At 70.7% G+C, this 18,318-nt stretch carries 8 protein-coding genes; 6 read left to right on the top strand and 2 right to left on the bottom strand.

Annotated elements, in window-relative coordinates; all coding sequences use genetic code 11:
• Positions 1-18: 18 nt before the first annotated feature.
• The 3 genes from ACFWN2_RS39480 to ACFWN2_RS39470 are packed head-to-tail and all read left to right on the top strand — an operon-like array spanning position 19 to position 13,455.
• Positions 19-10,821, top strand: a complete 10,803-nt coding sequence (locus tag ACFWN2_RS39480; RefSeq protein ID WP_382435683.1) for an amino acid adenylation domain-containing protein — start codon at positions 19-21, stop codon at positions 10,819-10,821.
• Positions 10,808-12,499, top strand: a complete 1,692-nt coding sequence (locus ACFWN2_RS39475) for an ABC transporter ATP-binding protein (protein WP_382435682.1) — start codon at positions 10,808-10,810, stop codon at positions 12,497-12,499. Before ACFWN2_RS39480 ends, ACFWN2_RS39475 begins: the two co-directional genes overlap by 14 nt.
• Positions 12,496-13,455, top strand: a complete 960-nt coding sequence (locus tag ACFWN2_RS39470; protein ID WP_382435681.1) for an alpha/beta hydrolase-fold protein — start codon at positions 12,496-12,498, stop codon at positions 13,453-13,455. Before ACFWN2_RS39475 ends, ACFWN2_RS39470 begins: the two co-directional genes overlap by 4 nt.
• On the opposite strand, the gene ACFWN2_RS39465 is transcribed toward ACFWN2_RS39470, so the two are convergent.
• The gene (locus tag ACFWN2_RS39465) at positions 13,423-14,322 is read right to left on the bottom strand and encodes a helix-turn-helix transcriptional regulator (protein WP_382435680.1); all 900 of its coding nucleotides are present in this window, start codon (positions 14,320-14,322) and stop codon (positions 13,423-13,425) included. The genes ACFWN2_RS39470 and ACFWN2_RS39465 overlap by 33 nt on opposite strands.
• Positions 14,323-14,410: 88 nt before the next feature.
• Between ACFWN2_RS39465 and ACFWN2_RS39460 the strand changes: the two genes are divergently transcribed.
• Entirely contained in the window at positions 14,411-15,424 is a 1,014-nt protein-coding gene (locus ACFWN2_RS39460) for an aldo/keto reductase (RefSeq protein ID WP_382435679.1), read from the top strand.
• A gap of 13 nt (positions 15,425-15,437) precedes the next feature.
• On the opposite strand, the gene ACFWN2_RS39455 is transcribed toward ACFWN2_RS39460, so the two are convergent.
• A complete protein-coding gene (locus ACFWN2_RS39455) occupies positions 15,438-15,761 on the bottom strand; it encodes a YciI family protein (protein ID WP_382435678.1) in 324 nt (107 codons plus the stop codon).
• Positions 15,762-15,931: 170 nt separating this feature from the next.
• Here ACFWN2_RS39455 and ACFWN2_RS39450 point away from each other — a divergent pair, with 170 nt between their 5' ends.
• Entirely contained in the window at positions 15,932-17,002 is a 1,071-nt protein-coding gene (locus ACFWN2_RS39450; protein WP_382435677.1) for a hypothetical protein, read from the top strand.
• 2 nt (positions 17,003-17,004) lie between these two features.
• On the top strand, positions 17,005-18,141 hold the full coding sequence (locus ACFWN2_RS39445; protein ID WP_382435676.1) for a toxic anion resistance protein: 1,137 nt from the start codon (positions 17,005-17,007) through the stop codon (positions 18,139-18,141).
• Positions 18,142-18,318: the final 177 nt, after the last annotated feature.

The raw sequence follows: 18,318 nt of genomic DNA, 5'->3' as shown, positions 1-18,318 counted from the left end.
TTCACCGAGAGTGAAGGGATGGCTGAGTCGTCAATGGAACAGTTGGCCGACCGTGACGTACTTCTTTCGACCGCCCGGATCGCCTCCGTTCGGCGCCGTGCCGGTGAGTACCCGCAGCGGACCATCGCCGTGGCGAGTGCCGTCGCACTCCACTTCTGGGCCGACCCCTCGTTCGAGGTCGAGGGGTTCGAGCTCACGTCCTCCACGCCGTTCGGCGATCTGCTCGTGTGGGCCGACAAGGGCCAGAACTCCGACGTCGCCGAACGACCCGGCGGGTGGGCGATCCCCGTTCCGCGCGGTGTCGACCAGGATGCGGCGCAACGGGCGCTGGACGACCTGGCCGAGTTCCCGAACCGCGCCGTCGGCACGCTGACCTCCGAGACGCCCGCCGAGCGGCTCGAAGCGCTGACCCGGTGGAACGACAACGAGTTCCCGCGCGAACGGCCGGGCATCGTGGCGCTGTTCCGCGAGCAGGCCCGGCAGCGCCCGGACGCCGTCGCGATCAACGACGGCGACCGCGCCCTCACCTACGGCGAGGTGCTGTCCCTCTCCAACCAGCTCGCCCACCACCTGATCGGCCGCGGCATCACCGCGGAGCAGGTCGTCGGCATCTCCCTGCCCCGCTCGGCCGAGATGGTCGTCAGCCTGCTCGCCGTGCTGCAGGCCGGGGCCGCGTTCGTGCCGCTGGACCCGCAGTGGCCCGCTTCGCGCCGTGAGTCCGTGATCGCCGACGCCCAGGTCGTCTTAGTCCTCGGCACCGGCCAGGAAGGCGAGCCGGAAGCGGTCGCGGTCGACCTCGCCGACTGGGGTTTCTCCGAGTACCCCGGTGATCCCACCGACGTCACGATCCGCGGCGCGCAGCTCGCGTACGTGATGTTCACGTCCGGCTCGACCGGCCGCCCCAAGGGCGCGATGATCCGGCACGAGGCGATCAGCGAACGCCTGCTGTGGCAGGTGGACCAGATCCTCCACTTCGGACACTCCGACGCGTCGCTGTTCAAGGCGCCGCTGTCGTTCGACATCTCCATCAACGAGATCTTCCTGCCGCTGGTGTGCGGCGGCCGGACCGTCGTCGTGCGCTCCGGCGGCGAGCGCGACCCGCACCACCTCCTGCGGACGATCGACCGGCACCGCGTGACGTTCGTGTACCTGGTGTCGTCGATGCTGGACGTGCTGCTGAACATCGCGGGAGAGGGCGAGCTCGGCAGCCTGCGGCACGTGTGGTGCGGCGGCGAGGTGCTCACCCCCGAGCTGTACGAGCGGTTCCGCACGCGGCTCGACATCCCGATGTACCACGGGTACGGCCCGGCCGAGGCCACGATCGGCGTCTCGCACGTGATCTACCGCGGCGAGGCAGAGCGGCTGTCGACGTCGATCGGCAAGGCCAACCCGAACACCGATCTCTACGTGCTGGACGACGAGCTGCGGCCATGTCCCGTCGGTGTCGGCGGTGAGCTGTACATCGGTGGGTTCCTGCTGGGGCGCGGATACGTGAACGCCGCCGGGCTGACGGCGTCGCGGTTCGTCGCGAACCCGTTCGCCACCGACGGGTCGCGCCTCTACCGCACGGGTGACCTGGCGCGGTTCGCGCCGGACGGCTCGCTCGACTTCCTCGGCCGCGTCGACAACCAGGTCAAGATCCGCGGTATGCGGCTCGAACTGGAGGACGTCGAGCTCGCGCTGGCCGAGCACCCGAAGGTGCGCCACACCTGTGTCGTGGTGCGGAAGAACTCCGCGGGCGGCAACTACCTCGTCGGGTACGTCGTGCCGTCCGATCCTGAGCTGACCTCGGACGCCGTGAAGCAGTGGGCGACCGAGAACCTCGTCGAGTACATGGTTCCCGCGCACGTCGTCGTGATGAGCGAGTTCCCGTTGACGCCCAACGGAAAGCTCGACCGCCGCGCGCTGCCGGAGCCCGTCGTGGAGACCGGGCCGGTGACCGAGGCGGCCACCGACGACGAGGCCGTGATCTGCGCCGCCGTCGCGTCCGTGCTGCGGGTCGAGCGGGTCGGCGCCGACCAGGACTTCTTCGAACTGGGCGGCGACAGCATCCTCGCGATCTCGCTGCTGTCCGCGTTGCGGGCCGAGGGCGTGTTCGTCACCGCCACCCAGATCTTCGTGAACCGCACGCCGCGCGCGCTGGCCGCTGTCGCGTCGCGTGACGGTGCATCGGCGGTCGACCACGACGACGTGCCGACCGGGCCCGTCGCGGGTCTGCCGATCGTGCAGTGGCTCGGCGAGACCACGGACGCCGTCGACGGCTTCGTGCAGTCGGTCGTGCTCAACACCCCGGCCGCGCTGACCTCCGACGCGTTGACCCAGATCCTCGACGCGCTGGTCGCCCGGCACGACATGTTGCGCGCCAAGCTGGTCCGGGGCGAGCGCTGGTCGTTCGACATCCCCGCCGACGGTCCGGCGTTGTGGGAGGAGAGCAACGCCCCGCTGGAGGAGTGCGTCGCGGCGGCCACGGACGGGCTCGACCCGGACGCGGGCGTCATGCTGCGCGCGGTGTGGCGTTCCGGGGCTCGGCAGCTCGTGATCGTGATCCACCACGTGGTGATCGACGGCGTCTCGTGGCGCATCCTGTTCGACGACCTCGCCCTGGCCTGGCAGCAGGTCTTCTCCGGCGCCCCGATCGAGCTCCGCCCGGTCGGCACGTCGTTTCGGCGCTGGACCCAGTTGCTGGAGCAGGCCTCGTTCGACGGCGACCGCTCCTACTACCAGCGCGCGTTGCCCGGTGTGGACCAGGTGCTCGGCCGGCGTGAGCTGAACGGCGCCGATGTCGTTGCGGGCGAACAGCTCCGCACGGTCACCGTCGGCTCCCGGGCCACGGCAGCGCTGCTCGGCGACGTGCCCGCGCTGTTCCACGCCAAGGTCAACGACGTGCTGCTGACCGGTCTCGCCGTCGCTCTCGCCCGCTGGCGGCGCGACAACGGACAGGACCAGACGTTCGCGCACATCGAGCTGGAGGGCCACGGCCGCGAGGGCCGGTTCGTGCCGCTCGACCCCGATCTGTCCCGCACGGTCGGCTGGTTCACGACGCTGTTCCCGGTGACGGTGGACCCCGTCGACATCGATGATCTTCCCGCGGCTTTGAAGCGGGTCAAGGAAGACCTCGCGCGGGTGCCGAGCAACGGTGTCTCGTACGGCGCGCTGAAGTACCTCGGCCAGGAGACCTTCGAGTCGTCCCGGCCGCAGGTGCTGTTCAACTACCTCGGCCGGTTCGCCGGTGGCACGACCGGCGACTGGCAGCTCGCGGAGAACGCCGGTCAGCTCGGTGAGAAGCGCGACCCGGCGATGCGGCTGCCGCGCGCCCTGGAGTTCAACGCCTCCGCCGAACCCGGCAGCGACGGCGAGCTGGAACTCGTCACCGTGATCTCGTGGCCGTCGGGCGTGTTCACCGACGACGACACCGCGAAGATCGGCGAGTACTTCGTCGCCGCGCTGGAGGGCCTGGCACAGCTGACGACGGGCGGCCACTCCCCCAGCGACTTCGGGCTGCTGCCGCTCACCCAGGCCGACGTCGACTCGCTCGACAACGGCGCGCTGCGGGATGTCCTGCCGCTCACGCCGTTGCAGGAGGGCCTGTACTTCCACTCGGTCTTCGACGACGACTCCGCTCACCGGTACGTCGAGCAGCAGCTGCTGACGTTGACCGGCGCGGTCGACGCCAAGCGGCTCGAAGCGGCGGCGGCGCGAGTGCTGGAGCTGTTCCCGAACCTGGCCGCGCGGTTCGCGAGCCTGTCCGACGGCCGGGTCGTGTCGGTGCTGGAGTCGGGTGTCCGGCCGGTGTTCACCACGGTCAACGGCCAGGGCATGACCGACGAGGAGATCCGCGAGCTGGCCGAACGCGACCGCGTCGCCGGGTTCGACCTCGCCACCGGCCCGCTGATGCGCTTCACGCTGGTCCTCACCGCGCCGCGGCGCTACGTGCTGGTGCAGACCGTGCACCACATCATCGCCGACGGCTGGTCGGTGCCGCCGATGCTGCGCGCGCTGCTGGCCGAGTACGACGCGCCGGGGTCGGTGCACGTGCGCGGCAGCTACGCCGACTACGTGCGGTGGCTCGTCGAGAGCGACGCCGACGAGAGCGACCGCGTCTGGTCGCACGAGCTGCGGGACCTCGCCGGTCCGTCCATCACCGTGCCCGGCCACACGCCGTCGGAGCGGTTCGCCGACATGATCCTGGACGCTCCGTCCGATGTGGACGAACGCGTGCGGGCCGCAGGAGTCTCGCTCAGCGTGGCCGTGCACAGCGCGTGGGCCGTGACGCTCGGCGGGATCCTGGGCAGCCAGGACGTCGTGTTCGGCTCGACGGTGTCCGGCCGCGACGCCGACGTCCCCGGCATCAACGAGCTCGTCGGACTCTTCATCAACACCATCCCGGTGCGCGCCAGGTGGTCCGGCGACACCTCCGCTCGCGACCTGCTGGACGGGATGCGCGAGCACCAGACCGCCGTCCTGCCGCACCAGCACGTGTCGCTGACCAGGATCGGCCGCCTGGCCGACGCCGGGTCGTTGTTCGACACGCTCGTGGTGTTCGACGTCGCCACGGACGTCACGTCGCTGCGCAGCGACTCGTTCGGCATCGCCGACGTCGTCAACGAGGGCGCGCCGCACTACCCGCTGACGCTGGTGGTCGAGCGCGGGCACGACGGTTCGCTGAAGTTCAACCTCGTGCACGACACCGTGGTGATCCGCCCCGAGGGTGCGCGCCGGATCGTGCGGACGTTCGCCGACGCGCTGAACGCCCTGCTGGCCGGCGAGAGCATCCCCGAGCCGCAGACCACCGAACCCGCCGCGATCGAACCGGCCACGCTGGCCGAACTGTTCGACGACGCCGCCGCGCGGACCCCCGAGGCACGGGCCGTCACGCTGTGCCGGCTCGACGGCAGCTCGGAAAGCCTGTCGTACAGCGAACTCGCCGACGCGAAGAACCGGCTGGCGCGCACGCTCGCGAACGCCGGGGTGAAGCCGCACCAGCGGGTCGCGGTCGCCGTTCCCCGGTCGCTGGAGCAGGTCATCTCGCTCGTCGCGGTCGTGTCGGCCGGTGGCGCGTACGTGCCGCTGGACGTGGCGTACCCGGACGAGCGGCTGGAGTACCTGCTCTCCGACACCGCGCCGCAGGTCGTGCTGGTCGCTCCGGAACAGCGCGACCGCTTCGAGGCGATCGCGTCCCGGATCGGTTCGCCCGCAAGGGTTCTGACGATCGGTGACGAGGTTCCGGGCGACGGCGTGATCACCGCGGCGAGCTGGCACCACCCGGCGTACGTGATCTACACGTCCGGGTCGACCGGCAAGCCCAAGGGCGCCGTGGTGCCGCACCGCGGTGTGGTGACGTTCCTCGCGAACACCTTGCCGGACATGGGTTTCGGCCCCGGCGACGTCATGACGCAGTTCCACTCGTTCTCGTTCGACTTCGCGGTCCTGGAGCTGTGGGGCTCGCTGACCAACGGTGCCGAGCTGCTGGTCCCCGACCACGGCCTGACCCGCTCGCCGGTCGACTTCCACCAGGTGGTGCGCGACCGCGGCGTCACCGTGATGAGCCAGACCCCGTCGGCGTTCTACCAGTTCATCGAGGCCGACAAGCACAGCGACGCGATCACGTCCGTGCGCCGGATCATCATCGGCGGCGAGGCGCTCGAACTCGGCCGGCTGCGCGAGTGGGTCCAGCGCTACGGCACGCGGACGCCGGACCTGGTCAACATCTACGGCCCGACCGAGTCCGTCGTGTACACCGCGCGGCACGTCCTCGACGACAGCGACTTCGACCCCGGCCGCGCCGACGTCTGCCCGATCGGCCCGCCCGTCCCCGGCCAGCGGACGTACGTCCTCGACGACGCCCTGCGGCCCGTCGGACCGGGTGTGGCCGGCACGCTCTACCTCGCGGGCCACCAGGTCTCACTCGGCTACTCGAACCGGCCGGAGCTGACCGCGAGCAGGTTCGTCGCCGACCCGTTCGCGGCCGACGGGTCGCGGATGTACCACACCGGTGACCTCGCGAAGTGGAACCTCGACGGCGAGATCGAGTTCATCGGCCGCGCCGACGGCCAGGTGCAGCTGCGCGGCTTCCGCATCGAGCTGGGCGAGGTCGAGGCCGCCGTCCGCGAGATCGCCGGTGTCGTCGACGTGGCGGTGACCGTGGCGGACACAGCCGACCACCTCGTCGCGCACGTCGTGGGCACGCCGTCCGCCGACATCACGTCGGCGCTCTCCGGCAAGCTGCCGTCGCACATGGTGCCGCAGCGGGTCATCCCGCTGGAGAGGCTGCCGATGACGGTCAACGGCAAGCTGGACCGCACCGCGTTGCAGGAACGCGCCCGCCAGGAGGACGCGCCGGTCGTCGAGGCGAGCAGCTCGGCGCTGGACGCGCTCGTCGGGATCTTCCGCGACGCGCTGCCGGTGTCCGATGTGGACGCCGACACGGACTACTTCGTGGCCGGTGGCGACAGCATCATGGCGATCGGCGTGGTGAACCGGGCGCGGGCGCTCGGGTTCGCGATCTCGCCGCGCGACATGTTCCTCTACAAGACGCCTCGGGCGCTCGCGGAGCAGTTCGCGGCACAGCCCGTGGTGCAGGCAGCTCCCGTCGTCGAGAAGGCGTCGGACGGCCCGGTCGTGCCGACGCCGATCGTGTTGCGGCAGCGGGAGCTCGGCGGATCGCTCGACCTGTTCGCCCAGGCCCGTCAGCTGGAGTGCGCGAGCCTCGCCGACGCCCGCAAGGCGGCTGAGGCCGTCGTGTCCACGCACCCCGCGCTGCGGTTGCGCCTGGACACCGGCGAGGGCGTGTGGTCGTTGCGGACCGAGCCGGCGGCCGAGGTCGACGTCGTCGTCTCGACGGATGACCCGCAGGACGCCGCAGAATCAGCGGCACGCAGGCTCGACGCCGAAGCCGGTGTCATGGCGGCCTTTACGTGGCTGGAGGACAGCCGGACGCTCGTCGTCGCGGTGCACCACCTGGCCGTGGACGCGGTGTCCTGGCTGATCCTGCTCGAAGACCTCAACACCGCGATGCGCGGAGAGGACCTCGCGCCGGTCACGACGTCGTTCGCAACGTACGCCGAGACGCTGATGCTCGACGCCCAGTCCGGCGGCGACCTGCGCCGGTGGATCGAGACGCTCGACGCCCCGGTGCTCACGCCGCAGATCGGCGAACGGCGCGAGGTCACCGTCACGCTGGCCGCCGACATCACCGGACGCGTCGTGCAGACCGCACCGACGGCGCTCGGCCTGGGCCTGACCGAGCTGCTGCTCGGTGCGTTGCGGACCGCGCTCACCGACATCCAAGGCACCCCGACGGACCTCGTGGTCGAGCTGGAACGGCACGGCCGCGTGCCCGCCGCGGACCACCACGACTACACCCGCACGGTCGGCTGGTTCACCGCGATCGCACCGGTGAGGCTGAGCCCCGCCACCGACCCGGTCGAGGCCGCGCGGGAGGTCGTCGCCCGGCAACCGGACGAGGAGGCGCACGTCGGGTTCGGGCAGCTGCGGTACCTGAACCCGCAGACCGCGCCCGTGCTGGCCGCGCTCCCCCGGCCGCAGGTGCTGTTCAACTACCTCGGCCGCGGCAGCGAGTCCCAGGCGCTGCACGTCGATCCCGAGAACCGGCCGAGCCCGTACGCGGTCGAGGTCAACTCGTGGGTCGACACCTCGACCGGTTCGCTGCGCGCCACGTTCGCGCTGACCGAGGACGTGTCGGACGAGATCGCGGCCCGGTGGCTGCTGGCGCTGGAACGGATCGCGGAGGCGTCGGCCACCGTGCGCCGCACCGCGCCGGTCTCGCCCCTGCAGCGGGGCCTGTACTTCCAGGCGGAGCTGGCCGGTCAGTCCGGTCAGTACGTGGCGCAGAGCTTCTTCACGTTCGACCGCCGTCTCGACGCCGACGCCCTGGGCAGGGCGCTGACGCACGTGATCGCGCGGCACCCCGTCGTCGGAGCGGGCTTCGAGTCCGACGAGAACGGCTCTCCGGTGCAGGTCCTGGGCGCCGCGGGCAAGGTGCCGGTGCGGACCGTGGACGTGCTGAACTCCGACGCCGTCGAGGCGTTGCGGGTCGAGGACCGCGCCACGGGCTTCGATCTGACCGCGCCCCCGTTAGTGCGGCTCACGATCCTGCGCCTGCCGGACGGCACGGACACGTTGCTGTTCACCAACCACCTGCTGCTGTGGGACGGCTGGTCGCGCGCGATCGTGCTGGACGACATGTTCGGCGCCTACCAGGCGTTCCTGGCGGGCGAGTCGGTCGACTCGACGCCCGCGACGCCGAGCTACGAGAGCTACACGCGTGCGTTGGCGGAGAAGGACGTCGAGGCGGCTCAGAGCTTCTGGGCCGGCTACCTCTCCGGGCTGTCCGGCCCGACGCTCCTCGGTGACCAGTCCACTTCGGACTCGCTGCCGGCCAAGCTCGTGCGGACGTTGCCGGTCGAGGCGTCGGACAGGATCCGCGAGACGGCTCGCCGCCACGGCGTGACGCTGAACTCGGTGGTCGCCGGGGCGCTCGGACTGGTGCTCGGCAAGGAGACCGGGCGAGGCGACGCGGTGTTCGGCGTGACGGTGTCCGGGCGTGAGCAGGAGGGCACCGAGGGCATCGTCGGCGTTCTGCTGAACACCGTGCCGATGCGCGTGAACGCCCAGCCGCACGACACCGTCGGCGGGTTCCTGGCCGGCGTCCAGGCTTCGCGGGTCGCGACGATGGAGCACGAGCACTTCGGGCTCGGCGAGATCCAGCGCGCCAGCGGGCACGACCAGCTGTTCGACAGCCTGTTCGTGCTGCAGAACTTCCTCGACGACGACACGTTCACCGAGTTCAACTCCCGCAACGGGATCACGGGCCACGAGTCGGAGGACTCGACGCACTACCCGTTCACGTGGGTCGTGACACCGGGCGAGGAGCTGACGGTCAAGGTCGAGTACCGGCCCGAGGTCACCGATCCCGCGTTCGCACAGCGGTTGTTCGACTCCTACCTCGCGATGCTCGACGAGCTGACCGGTGCCGAGGGCCTGATCGGCTCGATCGGGTCGGGTCCGGCTCCGGAGCTCAACCCCGCCAACGACTTCGGCAACCTGACCGTGGTCGACCTGTTCGACCAGGCGGCCGACCGCAACCCGGATCGCGTCGCGTTGGTGGCTCACGGCAAGACGATGACGTTCGCGGAGCTCCGCGACCGCAGCCGTCACCTCGCCGGAGTGTTGTCGGACAAGGGAATCGGTGTCGAGACCTCGGTCGCCATCGCCGTGCCGCGCTCGCTCGACTGGGTCGTCGCGCTGTTCGGCATCCTGCGCTGCGGCGCGGCCTACGTGCCGCTGGAGCTGGACCACCCGGACGAGCGGATCGCCGCGATCATCGAGGACGCGGCACCGGCGTTGGTCATCACGACGACCGCGGTGGCGCCGAGGATCCAGGGCACCACGTTCAAGCTGGACGAGCCGTGGCCGGACGCCGAACCGGTGGTCACCTTCGCCGCGGACGATCCGGACAGGCTCAAGCACGCGGCCTACACGATCTACACCTCCGGTTCGACCGGCAAGCCCAAGGGCGTCGTCACGGAGTACGCCGGTCTGACGAACATGCTGGTCAACCACCAGCGGCGGATCTTCGAGCCGGTGCTGGCCGAGCACGGGCACCGCACGTTCCGGATCGCGCACACCGTGTCGTTCGCGTTCGACATGTCGTGGGAGGAGCTGCTCTGGCTCGCCGACGGCCACGAGGTGCACATCTGCGACGAGGAGCTGCGCCGCGACGCGACCGGGCTCGTGGAGTACTGCCTGCGGCACGAGATCGACGTCATCAACGTGACGCCGACGTACGCGCAGCAACTGGTGGCCGAGGGACTGCTGGCCGCCGAGCACAAGCCCGCGCTGGTGCTGCTGGGCGGCGAGGCCGTCACGCCGACGTTGTGGCAGCAGCTCGCGGACACCCCCGGTGTGGTGGGCTACAACCTCTACGGGCCGACGGAGTACACGATCAACACGCTGGGCGTCGGCACGTTCGACTGCGTCGACCCGGTGGTCGGCGTGGCGATCGACAACACCGACGTCTACGTGCTCGACCCGTGGCTGCGGCACGTGCCGGACGGCGTCGCGGGTGAGCTCTACGTGTCGGGTGTGGGCATCGCGCGCGGCTACCTCGGGCAGCCGGGGCAGTCCGCGGAACGGTTCGTGGCGTGCCCGTGGGTGCCCGGCGAGCGGATGTACCGGACCGGTGACCTGGTGATCCGGCGCACGGACGGCAACCTGCTCTACCTCGGCCGCACGGACAAGCAGGTCAAGATCCGCGGTCACCGCGTGGAGCTGGGCGAGGTCGAGGCGCGGTTCGCCGCCCACGCGGACGTCCGGTTCGTCGCGGCCGTCGCGCAGGCCGACCCGCAGGTCGACGGTGCGTACCGGCTCGCGGCCTACCTGGTGCTGAACGAGGGCGCGGACATCCCGTCGATCGCGGCGGAGGTCGGCGCTGGCCTGCCGGACTACCTGCGGCCGTCGCACTTCGCGCAGGTGGATGCGATCCCGCTCACGGTCAACGGCAAGGCGGACACGTCGGCCTTGCCCGAGGCCCGTCCGCTCGGCACCCTGATGACCAAGGTCGAGGACCGGGAGCTGACCGAGACCGAGACGCTCGTCCGCGAGATGTTCGCGGAGGCGCTCGATCTCGACGAGGACGAGGTGGGCATGACGAGCGGCTTCACCGACCTGGGCGGGCACTCGATGCTCGCGGTGAGGCTCATCGGCCTGCTCCGCCGCGAGTTCGGTCCCGTGGTCACGATCCGCGACCTGCTGTCCCTCTCCACCCCCGAAGCGATTGCGCGCCACGTTGACGAATCCTGAAGTCCGCACCGGCCGGGAGATCCTGCGGATCGCCCTGCGCCGCAACCGCGGAGCCATGACGGCCGGCACCCTGCTGATGGGGTGCTACCAGGCCGCCGAGACCGCCGTGCCGATCCTGCTCGGCGTGATCGTCGAGTACGCGTTGCGCGGCGGGCAGCTCAGCTCGCTCGGGCTGGCACTGCTGGCGCTGGGACTCGTGATGGCCACGGTGTCGTACTCGTGGCGGTTCGGCATGCGGATCCTGCAGAAGGCGAACACGACCGAGGCGCACCGGTGGCGCGTGGCGGTCGCCGACCGCGGCCTGCAGCCGGTGGGCCGCGAGGTCGACCTGAAGTCCGGCGAGGTGCTCACCATCGCCACCGAGGACGCCGACCAGACCGCCGACATCATCGAGGTGGTGCCGCTGCTGGTCAGCTCGCTGGTGTCGGTGGTGATCACCGGTGTCGTGCTGGCGTTCATCAGCGTCCCGCTGGGCGTGGCCGTGTTCGTGGGCACGGCGGCGATCCTGAGCGTCCTGAGCGTGATGTCGCGGCGGATCGGCGCGAACACGCAGGTGCAGCAGGCGAAGGTCGCGCGGGCCGGCGCGAAGGTGTCCGACCTGATCGCGGGCCTGCGGCCGTTGCACGGGTTCGGCGGCAGCTACGCGGCCTTCCAGGCCTACCGCCGGGTGAGCACGGAGGCGAAGCAGCAGTCGATCGTCGTGGCGCGGGTCAACGGCGTCTACGCCGGGCTGGGGCTGGCGCTGAACTCGGTGCTGGCGGCGGCGGTGACGCTGTGGGCGGGCCTGCTGACGTTCCGGGGCGAGATCAGCATCGGCCAGCTCGTGATGGTGGTCGGCCTGGCGCAGTTCCTGATCGAGCCGTTGAAGCTGTTCAGCGAGATGCCCAAGTACGTGATGATCGCGCGGGCCTCCGCCGAGCGGATGGCGTTGATCCTCGCGGCGCCGCCCCGCATGACGCCCGGTGCCGAGGTGCCCGGTCCGGAGAGCGGGCTGGAGGTCTCGGGGGTCGGCTACGGGTCGCTGGAGGACCTGACGTTCTCGGTGGAGCCCGGTGAGTTCGTGGCTATCGCGGCCTACCAGCCGCAGGCGGCGGCCGAACTGGTGTCGGTGCTGTCCGTCGACGCGCCACCGGACTCGTACTCGGGGGTCGTGCGGGTGGGCAAGCGCGAGGTCGCGTCGCTGACGATCGAGAGCGTGCGCACCCACCTGCTGGTCAACCCGTCGCACCACGAGGTGTTCGCGGGAACGCTGCGGGAGAACGTGGATCCGGCCGGCACCAGCGCGTTGGTGGACGAGGCCGTGTCCGCCGCGATGCTGACCGACGTCGTGGCCCTGCACTCCGACGGCCTCGACTACGCGGTGCGCGACCGCGGCGCGAACCTGTCCGGCGGGCAGCGGCAGCGGCTGTCGCTGGCACGTGCGCTGGCCGCGGACCCGGAGATCCTGGTGCTGCACGACCCGACCACGGCGGTCGACGCGGTGACCGAACAGCTCATTGCGCACAACATCGCGGCGTTGCGGCGCGGCCGCACGACGGTCGTGATCACCAGCAGCCCCGCGTTGCTGGACGTCGCCGACCGCGTGATCGTGCTGGACGGCGGCACGGTGACGTCCGAGGGCACGCACCGGGACCTGCTCGGCCGTGACTCCTCCTACCAGCTGGCGGTGGCCCGATGACGCGGTTCGAGTGGCGTGGCGGCCCGGCCTCGCTGCGGTTCGAGGACGTGGTGGACCCGGTCGAGCTGACGCACGAGGAAGGCGACCTGTGGGCCGCCGAGGTCTCGTTGCCGGACCGGTTGCGCGTGACCTACCACTTCGTCGACGCTGACGGCGAGGAGCACGCGGACCCGTCGAACCCGGCCGGGGCGGGACCGAACCGGTCGATCTTCGTGACGCCGGACCTGGAGCCGCAGCCGCACTGGCCCGTCGTCGGGCCGGACGAGGTCCTGGACGTGCCGTCGTTGCGCATCCGGTGGAACGGGACGTTGGGGCGCAAGACGGTTCGCGTGCACAAGGGTGGCGACCCTGTCGTGCTGCTGCTCGACGGCGACGACTGGATGTACGTGCATCCGGCGGTCGCCGCGTTCGAGTCGGCGGTGAAGGCGGGCGAGATGCCCTCCGCCACACTCGTCTTCCTGCCCACGCCTCGTGATCGCGGTGCCGAGTACAGCTCACCCGCGCTGTGGCAGGCGATTCGGGACGAGCTGCTGCCGTTGCTGGCGGAGAACGGCGTGACGGTCGACCTCTCGCGGTTCGTGGTGGCGGGCCAGAGCCTCGGTGGGCTCAGCGCGTTCCGCGCGGCGCTGGACTTCCCCTCGCTGGTGTCGAAGGTGGCGTGCCAGTCGGGTTCGTTCTGGTGGGCACGCGACCTGCCGGAGCACGGGCTGTCGCTCGACGGCCCGGCAGGAGGCGACACGGCGGAGTTGTTGCGTGCTCGTCCTGACCTGTCCGGGCTGCGAGTGGCGTTCGACGCCGGCGAGCACGAGCCCCGGATGCACCGGCACTGCTCCGCGGTGGAAGAGCTTGCCGCACAGGCGGGTGCGAGCGTGCGGACGAACCGCGGGCCGTCCGGGCACGACCGGGTGGGCTGGCGGCACGCGCTAGTGCGCGACGTCGCTTGGCTGCTCGGCTAGGGCGTGCCCCGGAAAGCCCGCCACCGGAGGAGCTTCCGCCGTACGCTCCAGCGCCCAGCTCGCGAGCAGGCGCAGGTTCTGCTCGGACGGCGAGCCCGGCTCCACCGTGTGCAGGGCGAGCGACATCTCCGGGTCGGCGTCCACCGTCAGCGACTCGTAGGCCATCGTGATGTCGCCGACGACCGGGTGGTGCAGGCTCTTGCTGCCGTGCGCGTGCTGGTAGACGTCGTTGTCGGCCCACCAGTGGCGGAAGTCGTTGTCCCGCACGGAGAGCTCACCGACGAGCGTGGCAAGCCGCGGGTCGTGCGGGTGCCGTCCGGCGTACACGTGCAGTGCCGCGACGGCGAGACGGGCGTTGCCCTCCCAGTCGTCGTAGAGCTCGCGGGCCGCCGGGTCGAGGAAGATGAAGCGGATCATGTTCCGCTCGTGCGGTGGCGCGGCGTCGAAGTCCTTGTACAGCGCGCGGGCCAGTGCGTTCGCGGCCAGGACGTCGGTGCGGCGGCCCAGCAGCAGCACCGGCACGTCCGGCATCGAGTCCACCGCCCTGCGCAACCCCGGCCGCACGCGTTGTGGTGGCATGGCCTGGGTCTTGCGGGTCGGTTTGGCCACTGTGTACAGATGGGCGCGCTCGGTCTCGTTGAGCCGCAACGCCCTCGCCAGTGCGTCCAGAACGGACTCGGAGACGTTGACGCTCCTCCCGCGTTCCAGCCGCACGTAGTAGTCGACGCTCACCCCGGCGAGCTGCGCGACCTCCTCGCGGCGCAGGCCGGGCACGCGACGGCTGCCCGGGAAGACGGGCAGTCCAGCCTCCTCGGGCGTGACCTTGGCCCGCCGCGTCCGGAGGAACTCGCGCAGTTCGGTGTTCACGCACCCCAGCGTAGGGCGGTTCACCCGGCCGTGCGGGGTACTGGCAGGCCCTGTCACGGACGGGGTCCGTCGCGGTTCCGTGGGAGGCATGGAATACAGGGTTCTGGGCACGACCGGCATCACCGTCAGCGAGTTCGCGCTCGGCGCGATGATGTTCGGCAGCTACTCGAACGCCGACCACGACGAGTCGGTCAGGATGATCCACACGGCGCTCGACGCGGGCGTCAACCTCATCGACACGGCGGACGCCTACTCGCTCGGCGAGTCGGAGGTGATCGTCGGCAAGGCGCTCAAGGGTCGCCGTGACGACGTGGTGGTCGCGACGAAGTTCTACTTCCCGATGGGCGACGACCCCAACCACGGTGGCGGCTCGGCGCGGTGGATCAAGCGGTCCGTCGAGGACAGCCTGCGCCGCCTCGACACCGACCACATCGACCTCTACCAGATGCACCGCCCCGACCAGAACACCGACATCGACGACTCGTTGGGCGCGCTCTCGGACCTCGTCCGCGCCGGCAAGGTGCGCACGATCGGCTCGTCGACCTTCCCCGCGAGCGAGATCGTCGAGGCGCAGTGGGTCGCGGACAGGCGCGGGCACCAGCGGTTCCGCACCGAGCAGCCGCAGTACTCCCTGCTGGCGCGCGGGATCGAGGCCGACGTGCTGCCCACGATCCAACGGCACGGGATGGGCGCGCTCACGTGGAGCCCGCTGTCCGGAGGATGGCTCTCCGGCCGCGCCGACCCGACCGCGGGCAGCGAGCTGCGTGCGTCGTGGGGCGGGATGTTCGACATGTCCGATCCGGGCAACCAGGCGAAGCTCGCCGCCGTTGAGCAGTTCTCCAAGCTGGCCGCCGAGATCGGCATCTCGCTGCCGGCGCTCGCGACGGCGTTCGTGCTGGCGCACCCCGGCGTGACGTCGGTGATCCTCGGCGGCAGCAAGCCCCACCACCTCACCGACCTGATCGCGACCTCGGGGCTGCGGCTGAGCGAAGACGTGCTCGACAGGATCGACGAGATCGTTCCGCCCGGCACGAACGTGCGGCAGAACGACGCGTTCGCGACGACACCCGCCGTGCTGGACAAGCGGTTGCGCCGCCGTTAGGACTGCGCCGCCGTCAGGACTGGAGCGGCCACACCTCGACGACTCCGTGCGCGACGGCGCACGGAGTCCCCGCCACCATCCGCACGGCCTCCTCCAGCGACTCCGCCTCGATGAGCGCGAACCCCGCGATCGGCATCGCGGAGGTCAGGAACGCCCCCTCCTCCACCTTCGTGCCGTTGCCGCCGTGGTTGCGCACCTGCACGGGCTCTCCCGCGATGCCCATCTCGACCCCGGCCGCCCGCAGACGTGCGTCGTGGGCGTGCGCCTCGTCGCGGACGGCCTGGTCCGTGCTGTCATAACCCGAACGCTCTCCGTAGCCGATCGTCACGAACTTCATCGTCGAACCTCCTCGATCCGGACGTTTCACCGGTACCGACTCGGCGGCCTGCCGAAACTCATCGGCTCGTTCACCGAGAGTTCACCTTCCGCTTGCCACGCACCACCGGGAAAACGCGTCGAAGTGACGAAAGATCTGTTCCTCGACAGGGTTTTCGGCAGAGGTGGACAGTGAAGAGAACGCTCGGCATCGGCCTGGCGGTGGTGCTCCTGGTGGGTGTGGTGACCGCGATCGTCCTGGGACAGGGCGGCGAACAGGCCCAGCTCCGGACCGTGCGCGGGGTCATCGGCTCGGAGAAGCTCGCCTTCTTCGCCGACCAGCGGGTCAAGGACGTGTTCGCGAAGCACGGTCTGAAGGTCGAGGTGGACCCGGCCGGATCGCGTCAGATCGCGACGGCCACCGACCTGGACTCGTACGACTTCGCGTTCCCCTCCTCGGCTCCCGCCGCGGAGAAGATCCAGCGCGACCGCAAGGCCGCCCGCACCTACGCGCCGTTCTCGTCGCCGATGGTGATCGCCACGTTCGACCCGATCGTCGAGCTGCTGACGAAGGCCGGCGTGGTCAAGGACGGGCCGGGCTACCCGACGTTCGACGTGCAGGCCTACCTGGGGCTCGTGGCGCAGGGCACGCGCTGGGACCAGTTGCCGGGCAACACGTCCTACCCCGCGCGCAAGAACCTGCTCGTCACCACGACCGATCCGCGCGACTCGAACTCGGCGGCGATGTACCTGGCGATCACGTCGTTCGTCGCGAACGGCGGGGTGGTGTCCTCGGCGGACGGTGAGGCGAAGGTGCTGCCCGCGGTGTCGAGGTTGTTCCTGGACCAGGGGTACACGCAGAGCAGCACCGAGGGCCCGTTCGAGGACTACCTGTCCGCGGGGATGGGCAAGACGCCGCTGGTGCTGGCGTACGAGGCGCAGTTCGTGGACAGGGTGGTGCGGGGCGACTCGTCGATCCGCCCGGACATGAAGCTGCTCTACCCGGCCCCGACGGTGCTGTCGAAGCACACGCTGGTGCCGTTGCGCGGCGATGGTGACCGCGTCGGCGAGCTGCTGCAGACCGATGCCGAACTGGGCAAGCTCGCGGCGACGTTCGGCTTCCGCACCGCCGATCCCCGGCACTTCAACGACGTCGTCAAGGAGAAGAACCTGACCGTGCCGCAGACGATCGTGGACGTGGTCGAACCGCCGGCGCACGAGACCCTGGAACGGATGCTCGAAGCGATCGCGAAGCAGTACTGACCATGTCCGACTTCGTACTGACGCCACCGGACCCGGTCGAGCCCGTCCCGGTCGACCGCGCCGCTGGCCTGATCCCTTTGAGCAACAAGGAAGAGCTGTCCACGCGCGCCGAGGAGTTCGTCTCGGCCCTGGGCGCCGTCGACCCGCAGTCGCCCGACTTCAGCCGGATCGTGGACGAGGCGCTCGTCCTCGGCGAAGCGGAGATGCGCGTGGCCGCCCAGATCGCGGGCCGGCTGCTGGACCGCACCCTGGCGTCCGTCTCCTCACCGCACGGCGCACAGGTCTCGACCAGCCTCACCGAACTGCGCCGGTCGGTGCGCGAACTCGACCCCCAGGACCTCAGCAAGCTGACCGGCCGCAAGCTCTTCGGCCTACTCCCCGGCGGCAACGCGGCCAGAGGCCTGCTGGCCCGCCTGCGCGCCGCCGACGAGCCGGTCAACCGCATCGTGCTGAAGCTCCGGTCCGGCCAAGACGCCCTCAAGCGCGACAACGCCGCCATCAAGGGCGAACGGCAGCGCCTCTGGGACCTGATGACACAACTGTCCCGCGACGCCGCCCTGGCCGCCGAGATGGACGAGGCCGTAGAACGCCAGGTGGCGATCCTCGACCTCGCCGAACCCGCACGAGCCCAGGCCCTGCGCGCCGACGTGCTCTTCGGCCTGCGCCAACGACACCAGGACCTCCTGACCCAACTGGCCGTGTGCGCGCAGGGTTACATGGCCCTGGACGTAGTGCGCCGCAACAACGATGAGCTCGTGAAGGGCATCGAACGCGCCGTCAGCACCACGGTCACCGCCCTCCGGATCGGCGTGGCGGTGGCGGCGGCACTGGCAGGCCAGCGCGAGGTGATCGACCAGGTGGACGCCGTGCGCGGCCTCACCGACTCGATCCTGAAGTCGAACGCGACGCTGATGTCGTTGCAGGGCCAGGACATCCAGCGCATCGCCGCCACCCCGGCCGTCGGCATCGAGGCGGTGCGGACGTCGTTCGACCAGATCTACGCGGCGATCGACGCCATCGACACGTTCAAGGCGCGCGCGGCCGACTCGATGTCGAGCACCGTCTCGGCGCTGGACGCGGAGATCAGGCGCGCCCACGACCACCTGAGCCGGGTGCGGGAGACCGGGGACCAGCAGTGACCCGCCGGGCCGCGCGCCGAGACGCGCCGCGCACTGCCCAGCCGCCGCACCCAGCCCCCGTGCACAGCCCGGCGCCAGCCTGGCCGCGCACCACACCCCGCGCACGGCCCTGGCCGCACACCGCCACCCGCTGCCCCGGCCGCGCCCCCACACACCCCAGCCCCGCCTCCTCTCCAA

Source organism: Lentzea sp. NPDC058436 (genome assembly GCF_042721515.1).
Taxonomy (GTDB): Bacteria; Actinomycetota; Actinomycetes; order Mycobacteriales; family Pseudonocardiaceae; genus Lentzea.
The sequence above is the reverse complement of the archived record's forward strand: the minus strand, read 5'-3'. Positions and strand labels throughout refer to the sequence as shown.